This is a genomic window from uncultured Pontibacter sp., assembly GCF_947492645.1.
In the GTDB taxonomy this organism is placed as follows: Bacteria; Bacteroidota; Bacteroidia; order Cytophagales; family Hymenobacteraceae; genus Pontibacter.
Map to the genome: position 1 here is coordinate 37,347 of NZ_CANLMZ010000009.1, position 17,402 is coordinate 54,748.

The following is a 17,402-nucleotide window of genomic DNA, read 5'->3' on the forward strand; positions in this document are numbered from 1 at the left end:
TGCCCCTCTCTTTTATTTATAGGTATACTTCTTAATTGGAGAAGCTTTAAAGATTTCCTCCTTCGTCTTCTACTTTCTTTGCATCGCGCATCAGGCGGTTTGCAAAAATAAACTCGTTTAGTTCTTTCACGTCAGAGTCGAGTATGTTATCGCTGGTGCCTTCCCAAAGCTTTTTGCCTTCGTACAGGAACATAATTTTGTCTCCGATTTCTATTACCGAGTTCATGTCGTGCGTAACAACGATGGTGGTTATGTTATACTCTTCTGTGATTTCCTTTATCAGCCCATCAATCTTAAGTGCTGTCAGCGGATCCAGGCCAGAGTTGGGTTCGTCGCAGAACAGGTAAGTACAGTCAGGGGCAATGGCGCGTGCAATACCTACGCGTTTTTTCATGCCGCCACTAAGCTCCGAGGGCATCTTCCGGTTTGCATTCTCCAGGCCAACGCGCTTTAAACAAAAGTTTACCCTGTCCAAGCGTTCGTCTTTCGGCATTTTAGACAACATCTTTAGCGGGAATTCCACGTTTTGCTCTACTGTCATGGAGTCGAAGAGAGCAGAGCTCTGGAAAAGCATCCCAATTTTACGGCGAATCTCCTGTCGAATGTCGAGTTTGTTGTTTGTAAAGTATGTTCCGTCAAAAGTAACGCTTCCGAGGTCTGGCTTAACGAGGCCAACAATGCACTTTAGCAGTACGCTTTTGCCGGTACCGCTGGCGCCCAGCAACAGGTTGGTTTTGCCGGTTTCAAATACGCCGCTAATGCCATCCAGTACTTTTTTGTCGCCGAAGGTTTTATGTATGTTATGTATTTCAATCATTGTTTTACAAGCTGTGGGTATTTGAGTGCTTTTTTACAAAAGCAGTTGTGCGCATACAAAGTCTGCGATAAGAACAGCAATCACACTATTTGTTACGGCTGTTGTACTGGCCGCGCCTACCTCCAAAGCTCCACCTGAGGTAAAATATCCTCTGAAAGAAGAAATGGAAGAGATGAGGAAAGCAAATACAACAGACTTGATCAGGGCAAATAAGATGTTATAAGGAACAAAGTCACCCCGGATACCGCTGATGTATTCCTGAGCCGTTAAAGCATCAGTAACAGTACCAGCCACATAGCCACCGGCGATCGACAGGAACATTGCCAAGATTACCAGCAAAGGGAAAACAAAGAGCGAGGCCAGTATTTTAGGCAGCACCAGGTACGAACTTGAGTTGATACCCATTACCTCCAGGGCATCGACCTGCTCTGTTATTTGCATGGTTCCAAGCCCGCCTGCAATGTTAGAGCCCACTTTGCCAGCCAATACAATGGAGGTAATGGTAGGCGCTAGTTCCAAAATCGTCATTTCACGTACCATAAAACCTATGGTAGAGCGCGGTATAAACGCATTGTTCAAGTTATAAGACACCTGCACGCATGTAACTGCCCCGATAAAAGTAGATACAATGGCTACAATAGCAATTGAGTTGATGCCTATCAGTATCGCTTCATCTATCGTTCTGTTAAATAGTATCCTGGGCGATTCGGTTCTGGTGAAAAGGCTCGACATAAAGAGCAAGTACTTTCCGAAGTGTTGGAGCATATGGGGTTCAGATGCGGGTTAAAAGCGTGTTTGTAAACAAAAATACTGTATTAATAGCTATATTACGTTTAAAATTGCAAAACATATAAAACGACACATATTTATGCAACGATACATTTTGGTAACAGGCGGCACTAAGGGAATCGGCAGGGCTGTAATCGAACAGTTTGCAAAAAACGGATTCCACATTATTACCTGTTCCCGAAACGAAAAGGAACTGCAAAAGTTGAAGCTGGAGATAGAGCAGAGTTATACTTTCTCAAAAGTATTTTACCGCGAAGCCGACCTTAGCCAACCTGATTCATTAAAAGCCTTCATCAAGTACGTGAAAAGCTTGAAAGTGAAGATTGATGTGCTGGTGAACAACAGCGGCCTGTTTATACCTGGTAAAATACACGAGGAAGATGACTCAGCATTGCCTTTCATGATTAACACGAACTTGTATAGCGCCTATTACATCACCAAAGCATTTGTAGGAGATATGATCAGCCGGCGCGCCGGCCACATTTTTAACATGTGCTCAACGGCAAGTATAACGCCCTATACCAACGGAGGCTCTTACTGTATATCCAAGTATGCCTTGTATGGCATGACGAAAGTGCTTCGGGAAGAGACGAAGGAGCATAACGTTCGTGTAACGGCCATACTTCCGGGTGCAACTTTAACTGCAAGCTGGGAAGGTGTGGATCTGCCTCCAGAGCGTTTTATGAAACCAGAGGATGTTGCCCTGGCTGTGCACAACGCTTACATAATTTCAGAGAATAGTGTAGTAGAAGAACTTCTTATCAGGCCTCAGTTAGGAGACATTTAATAAAAGAAGCTCGTAAACAAATTAATTGTGTGGAATGGGGTAAGGCAAAGTATAAGCAGGCTCTAAAATCTCTGTTTTATAATTTGACTTAAAATGCAGTTTGATCGCTCCGTTTAACAATCAGTCAGAATCTAAGTATAACAACCATGAATTTAGCAGGCAAAGTAGCCATCGTAACAGGAGCAAGTAAAGGGATAGGTTTAGCAACAGTACAAATATTACTTGAAAAAGGGGCTAAAGTTGCAGGCTGGAGCCGGACGTCACCTGAATTGAAGCACGATAACTTCCAGTTTATACCTTGCGATGTGCGGAACGTTGATGACGTGCAACGCGCCTATAACGAGACTGTCAAGATATTTAATAACCCTGTAGCCATACTTGTGAACAATGCCGGTCTAGGGTATTCCGCACCATTGGAGGAGCAAAGCCTGGAAGATTGGCATATGATGTTTGACACCAACGTACATGGTATGTTCTATTGCACACGTTTAGTGGTGCCAGGTATGAAAGAGCAGGAGGAAGGCCATATCATTAACATATCTTCTATCGCGGGCACAACAGGTATAGAGGAAATGGCTGGCTATTGCGCCACAAAACATGCAGTACGCGGACTTTCTCATTCGCTTTACAAAGAAGTGCGCAACTATGGCGTTAAAGTAACCTGCATTTATCCTGGCTCGGTGCAAACTAACTTCTTCGACCCTATCGAAAGTGTAACTGTGAACGAGAACATGATGCGCCCCGAAGACATTGCCTCAACGATACTGCATGCCCTGGAATCTCACCCGAACTACCACCATGTAGACATTGAAGTTCGCCCGCTTATGCCAAAAGGAAAACGACCGAAGAACTAAAGATTAAATAAGCGCAGAATTAACGGTAAGCGGTATATTTGTACCTTTGACGATAAATTTTGAAGATTATCAAAGTATAACTGTTGCTGCTGTTAAAGCCAGTTGGCAAGTATAAAAGTATAACCGGGGTTCCTGGTATACATTTTCATTCATCATTAGCCTTAACTAAAATTGTCTGTTGAAGTAAAGAACCTTACAAAGATTTTCGGCACACAGCATGCTGTGGATGATATCTCGTTTGCGGTGCAACAAGGCCAGATACTTGGGTTCCTGGGGCCAAACGGTGCAGGTAAGTCCACTACCATGAAAATAGCGACCTGTTACCTGCCTCCAAGTGCCGGTACGGTGGTGGTTAATGGCTTTGATGTGGTGCAGCACCCCATAGAGGTACGGCGCAACGTGGGCTACCTGCCAGAGCACAACCCGCTTTACCTGGACATGTACGTGCACGAGTACCTGGCTTTTGTGGCAGCTGTGTATGGTTTAAAAAGCAAACATGCCAAAGCCCGGGTGCAGGAGATGGTGGAGCTGTGTGGTTTAACCCTGGAACAGGGCAAGAAGATTGGAGCCTTATCGAAAGGATACCGGCAGCGGGTTGGCTTGGCGCAAGCCCTTGTGCACGACCCACAGGTACTTATACTTGATGAGCCTACTACAGGCCTTGACCCAAACCAAATTGTAGATATCCGTGCCTTGATAAAGCAAATCGGACAAAACAAAACGGTTATCTTTTCAACACATATTATGCAGGAAGTTACCGCTATTTGCGACAGGGTAGTGATAATTAACCGGGGTAAGTTAGTGGCAGATAGCGATGTGGCAAGTTTGCAAGCAGGAGGCAAGAACGAAAAAGTGACGCTGGTGGAGTTTGAACAGCCCATTGAAATAGGTTTACTCGCTCAGATTCCGGGGGTGTTACGCGCAGAACAGGCGCAGGGCAACACATACCGCGTCACTTCAAGCCGTGAAGCCGACGTACGCTCTAATGTGTTCCGGATTGCCGCCGAGCATAACTGGCCGTTGGTTGGGCTGCGGCAGGAGGAGAACTCCCTTGAAAAGATATTCCAACAACTCACGAAGAATTAGAAATTCTAAATTACGAATTGTGAAAGGGGCAAAAGAAACTCTTTCATAATTCATGATTCATAATTAAAGAGAATGCTCGCTATACTTAAAAAAGAATTTAACGGCTTCCTTAACTCGCTTATCGCGTACATCGTGATAGCGGTGTTTCTGGTAGCCATTGGCATGTTTATGTGGGTGTTTCCGGAGAGCAGCGTGCTGGATTATGGCTTCGCTGACATGCAGACGCTGTTTAACATGGCACCATGGGTTTTCCTTTTCCTGATACCTGCCATCACCATGCGCACGTTTGCCGAGGAGAAGCGCGAAGGCACCATTGAACTGCTTTTAACCAAACCAATCTCTGACCTGCAACTTATACTTGGTAAATACTTTGCAGCGCTGTTACTGGCGCTTTTTGCCTTGTTGCCAACGCTGTTGTACTATTACTCGGTTTATGAGTTAGGCAACCCAAAAGGCAACGTGGATTCTGCTGCAGTAGTAGGCTCATACCTAGGGCTTGTATTTCTGGCGGGTGTGTTCTGCGCCATCGGTGTGTTTGCATCTTCTGTATCCAGTAATCAAATCATCTCTTTCGTGATTGCTGTTTTCCTGTGCTTTATCATTTATACCGGTTTTGATCTGATCTCATCTATACCGATGTGGGGCAGGTATGGCTACCTGGTAAGCCAGTTGGGTATCTCTTACCACTATACTGCCATCAGCAAAGGTCTGATCGATTCACGGGATGTGTTATACTTTGTGAGCGTTATCGCCATTATGATACTGGCCACTACACTTGTATTAAAGAGCAGAAAATGGTAGCAGCATCTAACAAAAGCAAACGGAACAACGACCTGCTCAAATTCGCAGCCTGGGCTGTAGGCATTATACTTTTAAATGTATTGGCAGCTAACTTCTTCTTCCGCCTCGACCTGACGGAAGATAAACGCTATACTATTGCACCAGTTACAAAGCAGATGTTGGGGCAGTTGCCCGATGAGGTTGTAGTGGATGTATACCTGGAGGGCGATTTTCCGGCAGGCTTTAAGCGGCTGCAGCAATCGGTAAAGGAGACGCTGGACGAATTCAGGATTTATGCGGGCGGTAATCTAAGGTATAATTTTATAGACCCGAACGAGATAAGTGACGAAACGCAGCGCAACGAGTTTATCATGAACCTGGCCCAGAAAGGCATAAACCCTACTAACCTGCGTGCTACCGAAGAGGGTAAACAAGTGGAGCGTCTGGTGTTTCCGGGGGCTATCATCAAGTATAAAGGCAAAGAAACCGCAGTTAATTTCCTGAAAGGCAATTTGGCAGCCTCTGCCGACGAACGCCTAAACCAATCGGTTGAGGGGGTTGAGTTTGAGCTGGCAACTGGTGTGCGTAAGCTGGCTTTTTCAGGCAACAAGATAATAGGCTACATTACCGGGCAGGGCGAACTGGAAATGCAGCAGGTAACCGATTTGCTGGGATCTCTGCAGGAGTACTACCGAGTTGCACGAGGCGATTTGCCACAGATACCAACACTAAAGGGGCTCGACCTGATCATTATTGCCAAGCCAACACATCAGTTTACAGAGCTGGACAAGTATAAAATTGACCAGTTTATTATGAATGGTGGCAAAGCTGTATTTTTTGTAGATGCCTTAAACGCCAATATGGACAGCGTAGGAGCAGGAGGGATGTTTGCGCTACCCTATAATTTAAACCTGGAAGACCTGCTTTTCCGCTACGGTGTGCGCCTGAACCCGACGATGATCATGGATTTGAATTCAGGGTTTATACCTATGGTAACAGGCTATGCAGGAGACCGCCCACAAACCGAGATGATTAACTGGCGCTTTTACCCCTTGCTCAACAACTTCAGTAAACACCCGATTACACGTAACCTGGATGCCGTTTATACTAAGTTTGTAGGCACCATTGATACTGTTAGGGCAGATGGCATCAGAAAAACGCCGCTGGTTTATACTTCAAAATACTCCAGGGTGCTGGAGCCGCCTGTGCCGGTTACATTAGAAGAGGCCCGTATGGATGTGAACCCGGAACAGTACGGGGCAGGGGAGCAGCCGGTTGGTTATTTGCTCGAAGGTCAATTTACATCGTTGTTCCGCAATCGCCGTGCCCCACAGGGTGCCGCCGAAACAGTTGTAAAAGAAAATGGTGTAAACACGAAAATTGCCATTTTCTCGGATGGGGATTTGGTGCGCAACGAAATAAACCCACGAACCGGGCAGGCTTATGAGCTTGGCTTTGACCGCTATAACAATGTGAAGTTCGCTAACAAAGAATTGGCCATGAATACTATTCATTATTTGTTAGACTCCGGAGGCCTTATTAACGTACGCAGCAAAGAAATAAAACTTCGGCCATTGGATAAAGTGCGCGTGCAGGAGGAGAAAAGCTTCTGGCAATTGCTTAACCTGGTGGCTCCGATAGCCTTGCTCGTGCTCTTCGGTATAAGCCGGTATTACCTGCGCAAGCGCAAGTATGAGCGGTTTTAAATTATATAACTTTTTCGTATAAAATACAGCCAAAACACTATATTAGTTGATAGTATAAATGCGATTTATTTATAACTTTGTCCAAATAACATTATAGATAGAATAATGAAATTTATCGTCTCCTCTTCTGCTCTTCTAAAGCAATTATCAAGTATAAACGGTGTGGTAACCAATAACCCTGTGGTGCCAATCCTGGAAAATTTCCTTTTCGAGATAAACGACAGCACGTTAACCATTACAGCAAGCGACCTGGAAACATCCATGATCACGCAGCTGCATGTGGAAGCGAAAGAAAACGGCCGCATAGCCGCTCCTGCTAAAATCTTACTCGAAACGCTGAAAAACCTACCGGACCAACCCGTTACTTTCACAATTGACGAGGAGACGTACACCATCGAGATCAGCTCTTCTAATGGCCGTTACAAGCTATCTGGCGAGAATGCTACTGATTTCCCTCGTGTACCGGTTGTGCAGGGAGCAAGCGCTATCGAGATACCATCTAATGTGTTAGGCAGAGCTATCAACAAGACGATCTTTGCGGTAAGCAACGACGAGCTTCGCCCTGCCATGACGGGTATCTTTGTGCAGCTGCGCAGCGATAATGTTACCTTTGTAGCCACCGATGGTCACCGTTTGCTGCGTTTCCGCCGCTCTGATATCACTACAAGCCAGGAAGCTTCGCTGATCATTCCGCGTAAAGCATTCATGCTGTTAAAGTCTACGTTGCCATCAGAGGCTACTGCTGTAAAAGTAGAGTTTAACCAATCCAATGCCTTTTTCAGCTTCGACAATATCCGTATGATATGCCGTTTGATTGATGAGCGCTACCCAGACTACGAGAACGTTATTCCGGTACAGAACCCAAACAAGCTGGTAATTGACCGCCAGGACCTGCTAAGCTCTGTAAAGCGTATTTCTATTTACTCAAACAAAACCACGCACCAGATTCGCCTGAAGCTTTCAGGTTCTGAGCTGCAGGTATCAGCTGAGGATTTAGACTTTTCGAACGAAGCAAACGAGCGCCTTACCTGCCAGTACGAAGGAGAGGATATGGAAATTGGCTTCAACGCTAAATTCCTGATGGAAATGCTTAATAACATCGACTCTGATGAGATCACATTTGAGCTTTCTACGCCAAACCGTGCAGGTTTGCTAATGCCGATCGTAAACGAGGAAAACGAGAGTGTGCTGATGCTGGTGATGCCGGTAATGCTTAACAACTACGTTTAATAAGTATAAAGTATAAATAAAAAGGTGAGCCTACAAGCTCACCTTTTTTATTGCAGTTATTTGAAAAATTAAATCAGGTTAGCTGTATAAAATTAAGTAGATGACTGATATGTAAAGTATTATAACTGATTCGTACATTTGCATTGTTTTTACAGCATTTATTTGATGCAATTATACTTATTCAGGTCCGCGCCTGCTGCCTATGCAGTTGCGTTCAAAGATTTTTACCAGCCGCATAACCTGAAATGCACCCGCATGATGGCTATCATCTGGTTAAGCATTTCTTTAACAGTTCTGGGCAGTAATGCCATTTTTGATTACGCCGATAAATTTCCGGGTGCAGCTTTGTTTCGTGTGGCCTATTTAAGTTATGCTGCTTCGGCTACTCTCGCTTTGTCTGCTATCTATTTCCTGCTAAAGCGGGGATTACCAAAAACACATTCATACTTCAGGTACATTAACCTGGCTTACAGCTTTGTATTTGCTGTTACCTGCCTTTTAATGTCTGTGGCCAACCAAGGCAACCCTATCAATAACATGACAATGTACCTGATGGGGCTTATACTTGTGGCATTGCTTTGGGTAATGGAGTTAAGGGAAGTAGTTGCGCTTGTTTTTCTGGTAGGGCTCACGTTTGCCATTGGCGTTCTGTTTTTAAACCTCTCGGATGCGCAGCTGATTGGAAACCAAACGGGTTCTGTTTTCTTACTCATATTCTTTTTCCTGCTTACACGCTTGAATTATACATTCAGGGTAAACCATTTTATGCAGCTAAAGCAGATAGAGGAGAAGAACGCTGCTCTGGAAGACGTAAGCAAAGCTAAAACAAAAATTCTGGGTATTGTGGCGCACGACCTTCGCGGGCCTTTTTCTAACATTGAGATGCTTGTAAACCTGATGCAGGTAAAAGAACTCAACAAAGAAGAAATGGCTAAATACTATGCCATGATTCAGAAAAGCTGCCAGAACTCAAAAGCTATCATTAACGATTTGCTGGACATGGCTAGGGTAGATCAGGAAGAACATTACCCCCTGGAGAAAACAAACCTGAACCTCATTGTGGAGCAGGAATACCAGGAATGGAAAGAGCAACTGAAAGACAGCCGCCAGTTGGAGTTCATGGCTCTGCCGATGCCAGCCTATGCAAGTATAAACTCCGATAAGTTTAAGCGCGTGTTGGATAACCTGTTATCTAATGCAGTAAAATTTACAAAGGAAAACGGCCGTATCAGTATTAAACTCAGCCAGAAAGATAAAGAGTTTCTGTTGCAGATATCAGACGATGGGATTGGTATACCTCAGGAACTTAAGCCGCACCTGTTTAACGCTTTCTCCCGGGCCGGACGACATGGCATACGTGGCGAAAAGTCAGTAGGGTTGGGGTTAAATATCGTGCAGCGGCTGGTAGAGCAGCATAAGGGCAGTATCACAGTTGAGAGTGACGAGAATAAAGGCACCACCTTTAACCTGACATTACCTGCCTGCCACTAGCGTTTCGCTTTTCTTACTTTAATATAAATAGGGAAGTGATCGCTGGCTCCTCCAAAATAGGTGTTTCCCGAAAACGTAGGCAGCGGCGTGTTTTTATACTTTCCATAAAGAAACTTCAGCTCCTCAGGGTCATGTATGTTGGCAGAGCCGCGTACATATTCAAGGCCTTTGCCTGCGATCAATGATTTGGATACAAGTATCTGGTCTAGCATTTTAAAGTCGCCACGGCTGTAATAACTGCCTAAGCCATTTACATAATGCATAAAAAAGGTATTAAAAAGTTCTTCATTGTAGTATGGGTTTGGCCTTCCGGTTGCAAGCAAATGCTTTTGCATCACATTCGTGCGTGGTTCAGCATCGAAGTCGCCGATAACAACAATGTTTGCATCAGGATCTGAAGCTTGTATGGCGTTTATTTCTTTGCGCAGCTTTGTTGCGGCAGCCACTTGCCTGGCATCGTCCTGGGTGCTACGGCGGGCAGCGGCGCGGGCAGGCCAATGGTTTACGAAGATAGTGAGCGGTATGCCCTGTACAGTTCCGTTTACCTGCAGTATATCCTTGGCAGTACTGTTTGCGCCATAGTCTACTTTTATACTTTGCTGTGTTTCCAATTTAAAGACACCCGGCTTATATAGTACGGCCAGGTCCAGACCCTGTGTGTCGTCAGTCTCAAAATGAATATACGCATACTTCATTTTACGGAGTTGCGGTGTCTTTATGAGGTCTTGTAAAACTAAAGCGTTCTCTACCTCTGTCAGTCCTATAAAAGCAGGACCTTTGCTGTTCCCGATGGTGGCTATGGCGCTGGCTAGCTTTTGTATCTTACGGTTATACTTTTCCTGGTCCCACTTCATTGCACCTTTCGGGGTAAAGTCTTCATCGTCTTTAGTGGGGTCGTCTATAGTGTCAAACAGGTTTTGCGTGTTATAAAACGCAATAGTGTGTAGCTTTCCTGATGAGGGTGCAAGTACCCTGGAACACCCTATAAAGGTGCTAAGGGTAAAAATAAGTAATAGTGTTTTTATTCCGTGGCGCATCGCGTAACTTTGTACCTCTATATGTTTTCAAGCATAGTACGAGATATATATAGTATAAAGTTTAAAAACCTAGAAAATGAAGAAATCAGAGATATACTTCAGCATTGCTTTAGACGAAAACAAAATACCTGAAGCTATTAGCTGGAGAGCCACAGATGCAGGAGAGAAAATCCACTTTGCTAAAGCCATCAACATTTCGCTTTGGGACCGTGACCAGGCGGGTACCATGAAAATAGACCTTTGGACAAAGGATATGCCTGTAGATGAAATGAAGTATTTTTATGTGGATACTATTGGGGCTATGGCGCAAAGTATAGCTACAGCAACCAGCGATAGCGTAATGGCTCAAAAAATGCGGACGCTTTGTGAAGAGTTAATGCAACATATTGAAGAGCAGCAGCAAAAAGGTGACTCTTAAGTATAAAGCTACCTCTATAAAAGCAGAAAGGCCCCAAAAATGGGGCCTTTCTGCTTTTATAGAGGTAGTATTTTCTTAGTTAAGCGTAACAGCAACAGGTGTTTCAGTTGCTGCGGTTGCATTATCCTGCACGTCTAAGCTAGCCATAAACTCCTGCTCGGCTTGGTTATAAACCTTACGGGCACCAAAATATTCGTTATACTGTCTTGTGCTTAACACACTTTCAAGTTCAATATCTCTAACGTTGCAAATCTCTTCGCATTTTTTATCAATAACAGCTTGGTTACCTGCAAACTCTGTTTCAACGGCAAGTTTCTTGGCGACAACTTCGTTATTTATTTCTCTGATCTTGCGTGACTGGTAGTTGTTCAGGCCTAAATCAATAATCATTTTGTTCGACAGATGATTTGCTCTCTGCTCGGCCACAAGAGCTACTTTTTTATCAACTTTGGATGTTTTCTTAACAGCAGGTTTTGTGTCGCCATTCGCTGCAGCTGTAAATGCACATCCAAACATCATACAAGTCATTACCAGTAGCTTCTTCATAATTTTTTCTTTTTCTATAGTTCTAAGTTTGTTTCCCGATTCTTTACAACGCCCTAAACTTTTTAATAATTCCTGAGAGTGTAAAAAAATGCTTTCACCTTATTTAGTGCACATATGATGCCAAAAAGGCTGATTTACAAGAATAAATCAGCCTTTTTCTAAATAATTTTCTGAGTTTACCACTCGTTCATCCACATCATAGACTCTACTGGAGTAATGGTGCGTTTGTTATACTTAGCGTTCTGCTTCTTGTTATAATAATTATCGATACCGCCTTTTACTTCAAAGTAAATCAATTGCCCGATAGGCATACTATAGTATACGCGTACTGGCTGCGAAACAGATATCTCAAGTGTCCAGGTATTGCAAAAACCTACATCACCTTTGCCCGCTGTAGCATGTATATCTATACCTAAACGGCCCACACTTGATTTTCCCTCTAGAAAAGGCACATGCGCATGCGTTTCGGTATATTCCAGGGTAACACCTAAGTATAAACGGCCCGGTTGCAGTACAAATCCTTCTTCAGGGATTTCAAACGTTTCAATCTCATTGTGCTTGCGCGCATCCAGTACCTCATCTTTATAGGTAGCTAAATAACGTCCCAAGTGCACATCATAGGAGTTGGTGCCGAGGCAGGCGCGGTTAAACGGTTCCACGAGAATGTTGCCGCTCTCCATTTCCTCTAAAATTTGTCTGTCTGTTAATATCATAAGGGTAATAAAATGCAACGTAAATGTAAGTAAATCAAGCCACAGGATGTACTTGACTTTTAGGTTTTTTGTAGCTTATTGCAGCGCCTCCTTTAGTGCCTCTAAATTGGCCTTTATGTATTCATCAGCTATACTTTCTGTGATGGCTGTTGAAACAAACAACGCTTCGTACTGAGAAGGGGCAAGGTAAACGCCTTTCTGCAGCATGGCGTTGAAGTAGCGGCCGAAAAGTGCAGTATCTGATGTTTTGGCACTTTCGAAATCAGAGACAGGCTGCTCTGTAAAGAAGATACTGAACATAGAACCCACGCGGTTGATTGTATAGTTAACACCTAGTTGCTGCATGTTTTGTTGCATGCCACTCACCATCTTTTCAGTAATCTGGTTAAGCTGCGTGTATACTTCCGGGTGCTCTTTGAGATAAGTAAGCATTGCCATGCCTGCTGCCATCGCAATCGGGTTGCCTGAGAGTGTACCTGCCTGGTAAACCGGACCTGCGGGAGCCACATAATCCATAATCTCTTTTTTGCCACCATAAGCACCTACTGGCATGCCGCCACCGATAATCTTACCGAGTGTGCTCATGTCTGGAGTTACGCCGTATAATTCCTGAGCACCACCAGCTGCTAAGCGGAATCCGGTCATTACTTCATCAAAAATAAGTATTATCCCTTCCTGGTCACACAAATCGCGTAGCCCTTGCAGAAAGCCCTCTGCTGGAGTAACTAAACCCATGTTGCCAGCCACAGGCTCAAGAATAATGGCTGCAATCTGGCCTTTGTTTGCTTCTGCCAGCATTTTAACGGCATCCAGGTTGTTATATGGAGCTGTTAGTGTATCGTTGGCGGTACCTTTGGTTACACCCGGGCTATCCGGAACACCTAAGGTTATGGCACCACTTCCAGCTGAAATCAGAAATGAATCGCCATGACCGTGGTAGCACCCTTCAAACTTAATTATTTTATCGCGGCCAGTATAGCCACGAGCCACACGTATCGCCGACATAGTTGCCTCTGTGCCAGAGTTTACCATGCGTACTTTCTCTATACTTGGTACCATGCTCACAATAAGCTCGGCAATCTCAATCTCTTTGCGGGTAGGAGCTCCAAAAGACAATGAGTTAGGAATCGCTTTTTGCACCGCCTCCTGTACCACCTCGGCAGCATGCCCCAAAATCATTGGTCCCCATGAATTTATAAAATCAATATAGCGGTTGCCATCCTCGTCAAGCATGTAGGCCCCGTTTGCTGATACCATAAATCTTGGGTTGCCACCTACGGCTTTAAATGCTCTAACCGGAGAGTTTACGCCTCCTGGTATACTATTTTGGGCACGATGGAATAACTCGTTGCTGATTGGTGCTTGTGTCATATGGATAATGTCAATTTAGATTTTCTAAAAAACCGGGTTCACAACTGTTAACTCCAGGTTTTCAAGTTTAGTGATAGGTACGTACTGGTTGTCTTGGCGCGCATCGTTTCTGGAACTTGGGTCGATGTAACCAAAACCAGAGTATAACACACCAGGTTTTATACTTGTGCTAAGCAGTTGCTGGTTAAACTGAGGGCCATAGTGCTGGAGCAGCTGGCCAAAGTAATACATCATCTCAAAACCAGTATATGCAAACGTAGAAGGTGCCATGTTATACTTGCTCACGTAATTTCTGCGGAACCACTCGCTGCCTGGGTTCTGCTTGTTTACATATTTCGGGCTGATGAAGTATACTTCGAGGTTATCAAGCTGGCGTAGCGAAATTTGGCTAATATCCAGCCACTTGTCATAAGTAACAATGGGCATTTGCGGTGCTTTGCCCTGTATAAGGCTTGTTGTATTTACGGCAGCTGTCATTTTATCGGAGAAAACCGCCATATGGCCTACTTCCTCTAAATTCAGGCCTTTGAATAATGTTGCCGTTGCTGTGGCCTGGCTAGAGTTAATTTTACGATAAGTTTTAACCTTGCCACCGAGCTTGATAAAATGCTGGCGGTAGTAATAAGAGAAGGTGGTGTCTTCTTTAGCGTTCTCAAAGAGTATAACAGCTGATTTCGGAGAGAAATTCTGGTAAGCGTAAGTGGCAGCCTGCCTCGCTTGCGTGGCCACAGAAGACTCAAACAAGAATGCATTGGTATTACCGCGTACCATCTCTATGTCCTGAGACAAAGGATTGATAACATTGATGCCATTTTGTGCAGCAAAACGGGCTGCTACCTTTGCCGTAGATTTATAGATAGGACCAACAAGTAAGTCCATCTGCTTCATTTCTGGCAGGTTAAGCACACGTTTTACACCCATGGTATCGGCGCCGATGTCGTAAGTATACAAGTTGACAGCAATGCCCTGTTTCTGTAGAGAGTCCTGAGCTAGTTTAATGCCTGCATACATATCCGTAACGAACTGATTTTTTCGGGCAGTTTGCTGGTAGTCCTGGTTTAACTGGAAGGGCAGGAGCAAGGCCACATTAAAGCTCTGGCTGCGAAGCGCATCTTTGCTTAGATAGCGGTTACGGTCCAGCTTATGGCGGCTCACGATATTTTCTAGTGTTTGCCTGTCGTGTGGGCGGTACCAGCCACCAATTAGCTTATCAGCAAAAGCCTGAGCAACAACCTTATCGTTTTGATTGCGCTGTAGCAATGCTTCAAAGGCTGCTCTGTCGTTCAGGCTGTTTAAGTAGTAGCGTTTAAGACCTTCAGCGTCAGTTGCAAGGGGTGTGCCCTGTAGCTCCTGCAATTTGCTGAGGGCACGCTCATAATCGCCTTGCTCAAACAATACATTAGCCAACAGGTAATCTGCATCGTTCATGCCGGCCCAGTTCGGGTACTGGTTTTGCAGCTGCAGCAACATGGCATAAGCCTCTTTTGGTTTATGGCCTTTAAGCGCAGCTAATGCATAAAAATAGGAAGCTTCTTGTGCGTAGGCAGATGTGCTGGCCGTTAACGGTTGAAGTTCTGCCATTGCCTGGTCAAACTTTTGCTGTTGCAGCAGTATTTTGCCGTTGTTGTATGTTGTAGCCGGATCTTGCGTTTGGGCTTGAGCCTGCATACTGACTAAGCCTGTAAACAAAAAACACGCAATAATATTTCTGAAGTTTCCCATCTTGTTTTGATATAAGTGCCTATAAAACGCAAGACACAGAACTTTCAGCAAAAGTACGAAAGTCCTGTGTCTTGTGTCATATACTTTAGTTTAGAAAACTATTCCCATTCGATAGTAGCGGGTGGTTTTGAGCTGATGTCGTAAACCACTCGGTTAACGCCTTTTACTTTGTTGATGATTTCGTTAGAGACATCCGCCAGAAACTCATACGGTAAACGGCTCCAGTCAGCCGTCATGCCATCTATACTTGTTACAGCACGTAAAGCTACCACGTTTTCGTAGGTGCGCTCATCACCCATTACCCCAACCGATTGCAGCGGTGTAAGTATAGCACCTGCTTGCCATACCTCATCATACAGTCCGTCTTTTTTAAGGTTGTTGATGAATATGTGATCTACTTGCTGCAGTATGTTTACTTTCTCTGCCGTAACATCGCCAAGTATACGTATGGCAAGGCCCGGACCCGGGAATGGGTGGCGGCCAAGTATAGTTTCATCTATTTTAAGCGCTCTGCCCACTAAACGCACTTCATCCTTGAATAAGGTCTTTAGTGGCTCTACTACTTTCAATTTCATGTAATCTGGTAAGCCGCCTACGTTATGGTGCGATTTTATGGTGGCAGAAGGCCCCTTTACGCTCATGGATTCGATTACGTCGGGGTAGATGGTGCCCTGTGCCAGCCACTTCACATCCTCTATTTGGTGCGACTCCTCATCAAACACTTCAATAAATACCCTTCCAATCGCCTTGCGCTTCTGTTCAGGGTCTGTTAAACCGGCCAGCGCAGTATAAAATTTATCTTTAGCATCAACGCCCTTTACATTCAGCCCCATGTGCTGGTAAGAATCAAGCACCTGCTCAAACTCGCCTTTGCGCAGCAGGCCGTTGTCTACAAAAATGCAGTACAGATTTTTACCTATGGCCTGGTGTATCAGCATGGCCGCCACACTAGAATCTACGCCACCTGATAAGCCAAGTACTACTTTATCGTTACCTAACTGCTGTTGCAGGTCGGCTACGGTAGCCTCAATAAATTGCTCAGAGGTCCAGTCTTGCTGGCATCCGCAGATATGCACCACGAAGTTGCGCAACAATGTTTTGCCTTCTTCAGAGTGTGTTACTTCCGGGTGAAACTGAATACCATAGGTTTCCTGGTCGCGCAGTTTGTAAGCAGCCACGCGCACACTCTCTGTACTGGCAATTACTTCCATGTTAGCTGGTACTTCCTTTATGGTATCGCCATGCGACATCCACACCACAGAGCCTAAAGTAATTTCTTTCAGCAGCCTGTCGGAATTGTGCAGCTCGCTGATGCGGGCGCGGCCGTACTCTCGTATAGTGGATGGTGTAACTTCACCGCCTAATTCCTGCGCCATCAGCTGGGCGCCATAGCACACACCAAGCACCGGAACTTTACCTAAAAACTGGTTTAAGTCTATGGTTGGGTGTTCCTGGTCGCGTACCGAGCAAGGGCTACCTGAAAAGATAACGCCCATAACGTCTTCGGTGAGTGCTGGCACATTATTGTAGGGGTATATTTCGCAATATACATTTAGCTCGCGCACCCTTCTGGCAATTAGTTGGGTGTATTGGGAGCCAAAGTCGAGGATGAGAATTTTTTCTGGCATGCGCAAAGGTAAGGCTGTTTTATAGTATTTGCCAATAGATTCTGTTATTTGATTATTTTCTTGCTGTTGCTGGCGGGGGAGAAGGCTATGCATATCTCTTCAGTTTTTCTTACTTTGTGTATTTCTTTCTCTTGTTTTGCTGTCTTAGGTTTCTCTTACATTAGCGTACAACCCAGTAGATTTATACTTCTTATTCAGGCATTTTCTATCCAGCACCCAAAATTTTTCTTCCTGACGATCAATTACAAAACGCAAATTTCAGGCTTTTATCAAACATAATATTTGTTTCCATTTGCATTGAATGGAATTGTTTGTACTTTTGTAACGGCAAATCGGCACGGCCAGCTCCTGCTGAACTCCCCCAGGACCGGAAGGTAGCAAGGGTAGGTGGTTGAGCGGCGCGATGTTCGGTTTGCCACTTTTTTTT

16 protein-coding genes and 1 other RNA gene are annotated in these 17,402 nt (G+C 44.7%); 9 read left to right on the forward strand and 8 right to left on the reverse strand.

All coding sequences use genetic code 11. From position 1 onward, the window contains the following. Nucleotides 1-46: 46 nt before the first annotated feature. Nucleotides 47-817 carry an ATP-binding cassette domain-containing protein gene (locus Q1A23_RS14230; protein WP_299824443.1) on the reverse strand — a complete coding sequence of 257 codons (771 nt, stop codon included), beginning with the start codon at nt 815-817 and terminating at the stop codon, nt 47-49. A gap of 33 nt (nt 818-850) precedes the next feature. Next, a complete protein-coding gene (locus Q1A23_RS14235; RefSeq protein WP_299824444.1) occupies nt 851-1,582 on the reverse strand; it encodes an ABC transporter permease in 732 nt (243 codons plus the stop codon). Between the two features lie 103 nt (nt 1,583-1,685). On the opposite strand from Q1A23_RS14235, the gene Q1A23_RS14240 reads away from it, so the two are divergent. The 7 genes from Q1A23_RS14240 to Q1A23_RS14270 all read left to right on the forward strand — a co-directional run bounded on the left by Q1A23_RS14240 (nt 1,686) and on the right by Q1A23_RS14270 (nt 9,540). Next, nucleotides 1,686-2,393, forward strand: coding sequence for an SDR family oxidoreductase (locus Q1A23_RS14240; protein WP_299824445.1), 708 nt, complete (start codon nt 1,686-1,688; stop codon nt 2,391-2,393). A gap of 146 nt (nt 2,394-2,539) precedes the next feature. Next, nucleotides 2,540-3,247, forward strand: a complete 708-nt coding sequence (locus Q1A23_RS14245) for an SDR family oxidoreductase (protein ID WP_299824447.1) — start codon at nt 2,540-2,542, stop codon at nt 3,245-3,247. Between the two features lie 171 nt (nt 3,248-3,418). Beyond that, nucleotides 3,419-4,333: a gliding motility-associated ABC transporter ATP-binding subunit GldA gene (gldA, locus tag Q1A23_RS14250; RefSeq protein ID WP_299824449.1), complete on the forward strand. Its 915-nt coding sequence runs from the start codon at nt 3,419-3,421 to the stop codon at nt 4,331-4,333. A gap of 72 nt (nt 4,334-4,405) precedes the next feature. Continuing rightward, nucleotides 4,406-5,134, forward strand: coding sequence for a gliding motility-associated ABC transporter permease subunit GldF (gldF, locus tag Q1A23_RS14255; RefSeq protein ID WP_299824451.1), 729 nt, complete (start codon nt 4,406-4,408; stop codon nt 5,132-5,134). Next, a complete protein-coding gene (gldG, locus tag Q1A23_RS14260) occupies nt 5,128-6,819 on the forward strand; it encodes a gliding motility-associated ABC transporter substrate-binding protein GldG (RefSeq protein WP_299824453.1) in 1,692 nt (563 codons plus the stop codon). The genes gldF and gldG overlap by 7 nt, the downstream gene beginning before the upstream one ends. A 105-nt stretch (nt 6,820-6,924) precedes the next feature. Then, entirely contained in the window at nt 6,925-8,049 is a 1,125-nt protein-coding gene (gene dnaN / locus Q1A23_RS14265) for a DNA polymerase III subunit beta (RefSeq protein ID WP_299824455.1), read from the forward strand. Between the two features lie 165 nt (nt 8,050-8,214). Then, on the forward strand, nt 8,215-9,540 hold the full coding sequence (locus Q1A23_RS14270; protein WP_299824457.1) for a HAMP domain-containing sensor histidine kinase: 1,326 nt from the start codon (nt 8,215-8,217) through the stop codon (nt 9,538-9,540). Here the strand turns inward: Q1A23_RS14270 and Q1A23_RS14275 are convergent. After that, nucleotides 9,537-10,577, reverse strand: coding sequence for a hypothetical protein (locus tag Q1A23_RS14275; protein WP_299824459.1), 1,041 nt, complete (start codon nt 10,575-10,577; stop codon nt 9,537-9,539). The genes Q1A23_RS14270 and Q1A23_RS14275 overlap by 4 nt on opposite strands. 76 nt (nt 10,578-10,653) lie before the next feature. Between Q1A23_RS14275 and gldC the strand changes: the two genes are divergently transcribed. Then, nucleotides 10,654-10,995: a gliding motility protein GldC gene (gldC, locus tag Q1A23_RS14280; RefSeq protein WP_299824461.1), complete on the forward strand. Its 342-nt coding sequence runs from the start codon at nt 10,654-10,656 to the stop codon at nt 10,993-10,995. Nucleotides 10,996-11,070: 75 nt separating this feature from the next. Here the strand turns inward: gldC and Q1A23_RS14285 are convergent, their stop codons facing one another. From Q1A23_RS14285 to guaA, 5 genes are all read right to left on the reverse strand, one after another. Further along, nucleotides 11,071-11,541, reverse strand: a complete 471-nt coding sequence (locus Q1A23_RS14285; protein ID WP_299824463.1) for a hypothetical protein — start codon at nt 11,539-11,541, stop codon at nt 11,071-11,073. 176 nt (nt 11,542-11,717) lie between these two features. Then, the gene (gene dcd / locus Q1A23_RS14290) at nt 11,718-12,254 is read right to left on the reverse strand and encodes a dCTP deaminase (RefSeq protein WP_299824465.1); all 537 of its coding nucleotides are present in this window, start codon (nt 12,252-12,254) and stop codon (nt 11,718-11,720) included. Between the two features lie 75 nt (nt 12,255-12,329). Continuing rightward, on the reverse strand, nt 12,330-13,625 hold the full coding sequence (gene hemL, locus Q1A23_RS14295) for a glutamate-1-semialdehyde 2,1-aminomutase (RefSeq protein WP_299824467.1): 1,296 nt from the start codon (nt 13,623-13,625) through the stop codon (nt 12,330-12,332). 24 nt (nt 13,626-13,649) lie between these two features. Further along, nucleotides 13,650-15,347: an ABC transporter substrate-binding protein gene (locus tag Q1A23_RS14300; protein ID WP_299824469.1), complete on the reverse strand. Its 1,698-nt coding sequence runs from the start codon at nt 15,345-15,347 to the stop codon at nt 13,650-13,652. Between the two features lie 98 nt (nt 15,348-15,445). Continuing rightward, nucleotides 15,446-16,975 (reverse strand): glutamine-hydrolyzing GMP synthase, encoded by a 1,530-nt coding sequence (gene guaA, locus Q1A23_RS14305; protein ID WP_299824893.1) that lies wholly within the window; start codon nt 16,973-16,975, stop codon nt 15,446-15,448. 324 nt (nt 16,976-17,299) lie between these two features. Between guaA and ffs the strand changes: the two genes are divergently transcribed. After that, an RNA gene (ffs, locus tag Q1A23_RS14310) (signal recognition particle sRNA small type) lies at nt 17,300-17,397 on the forward strand. Nucleotides 17,398-17,402 lie beyond the last annotated feature (5 nt).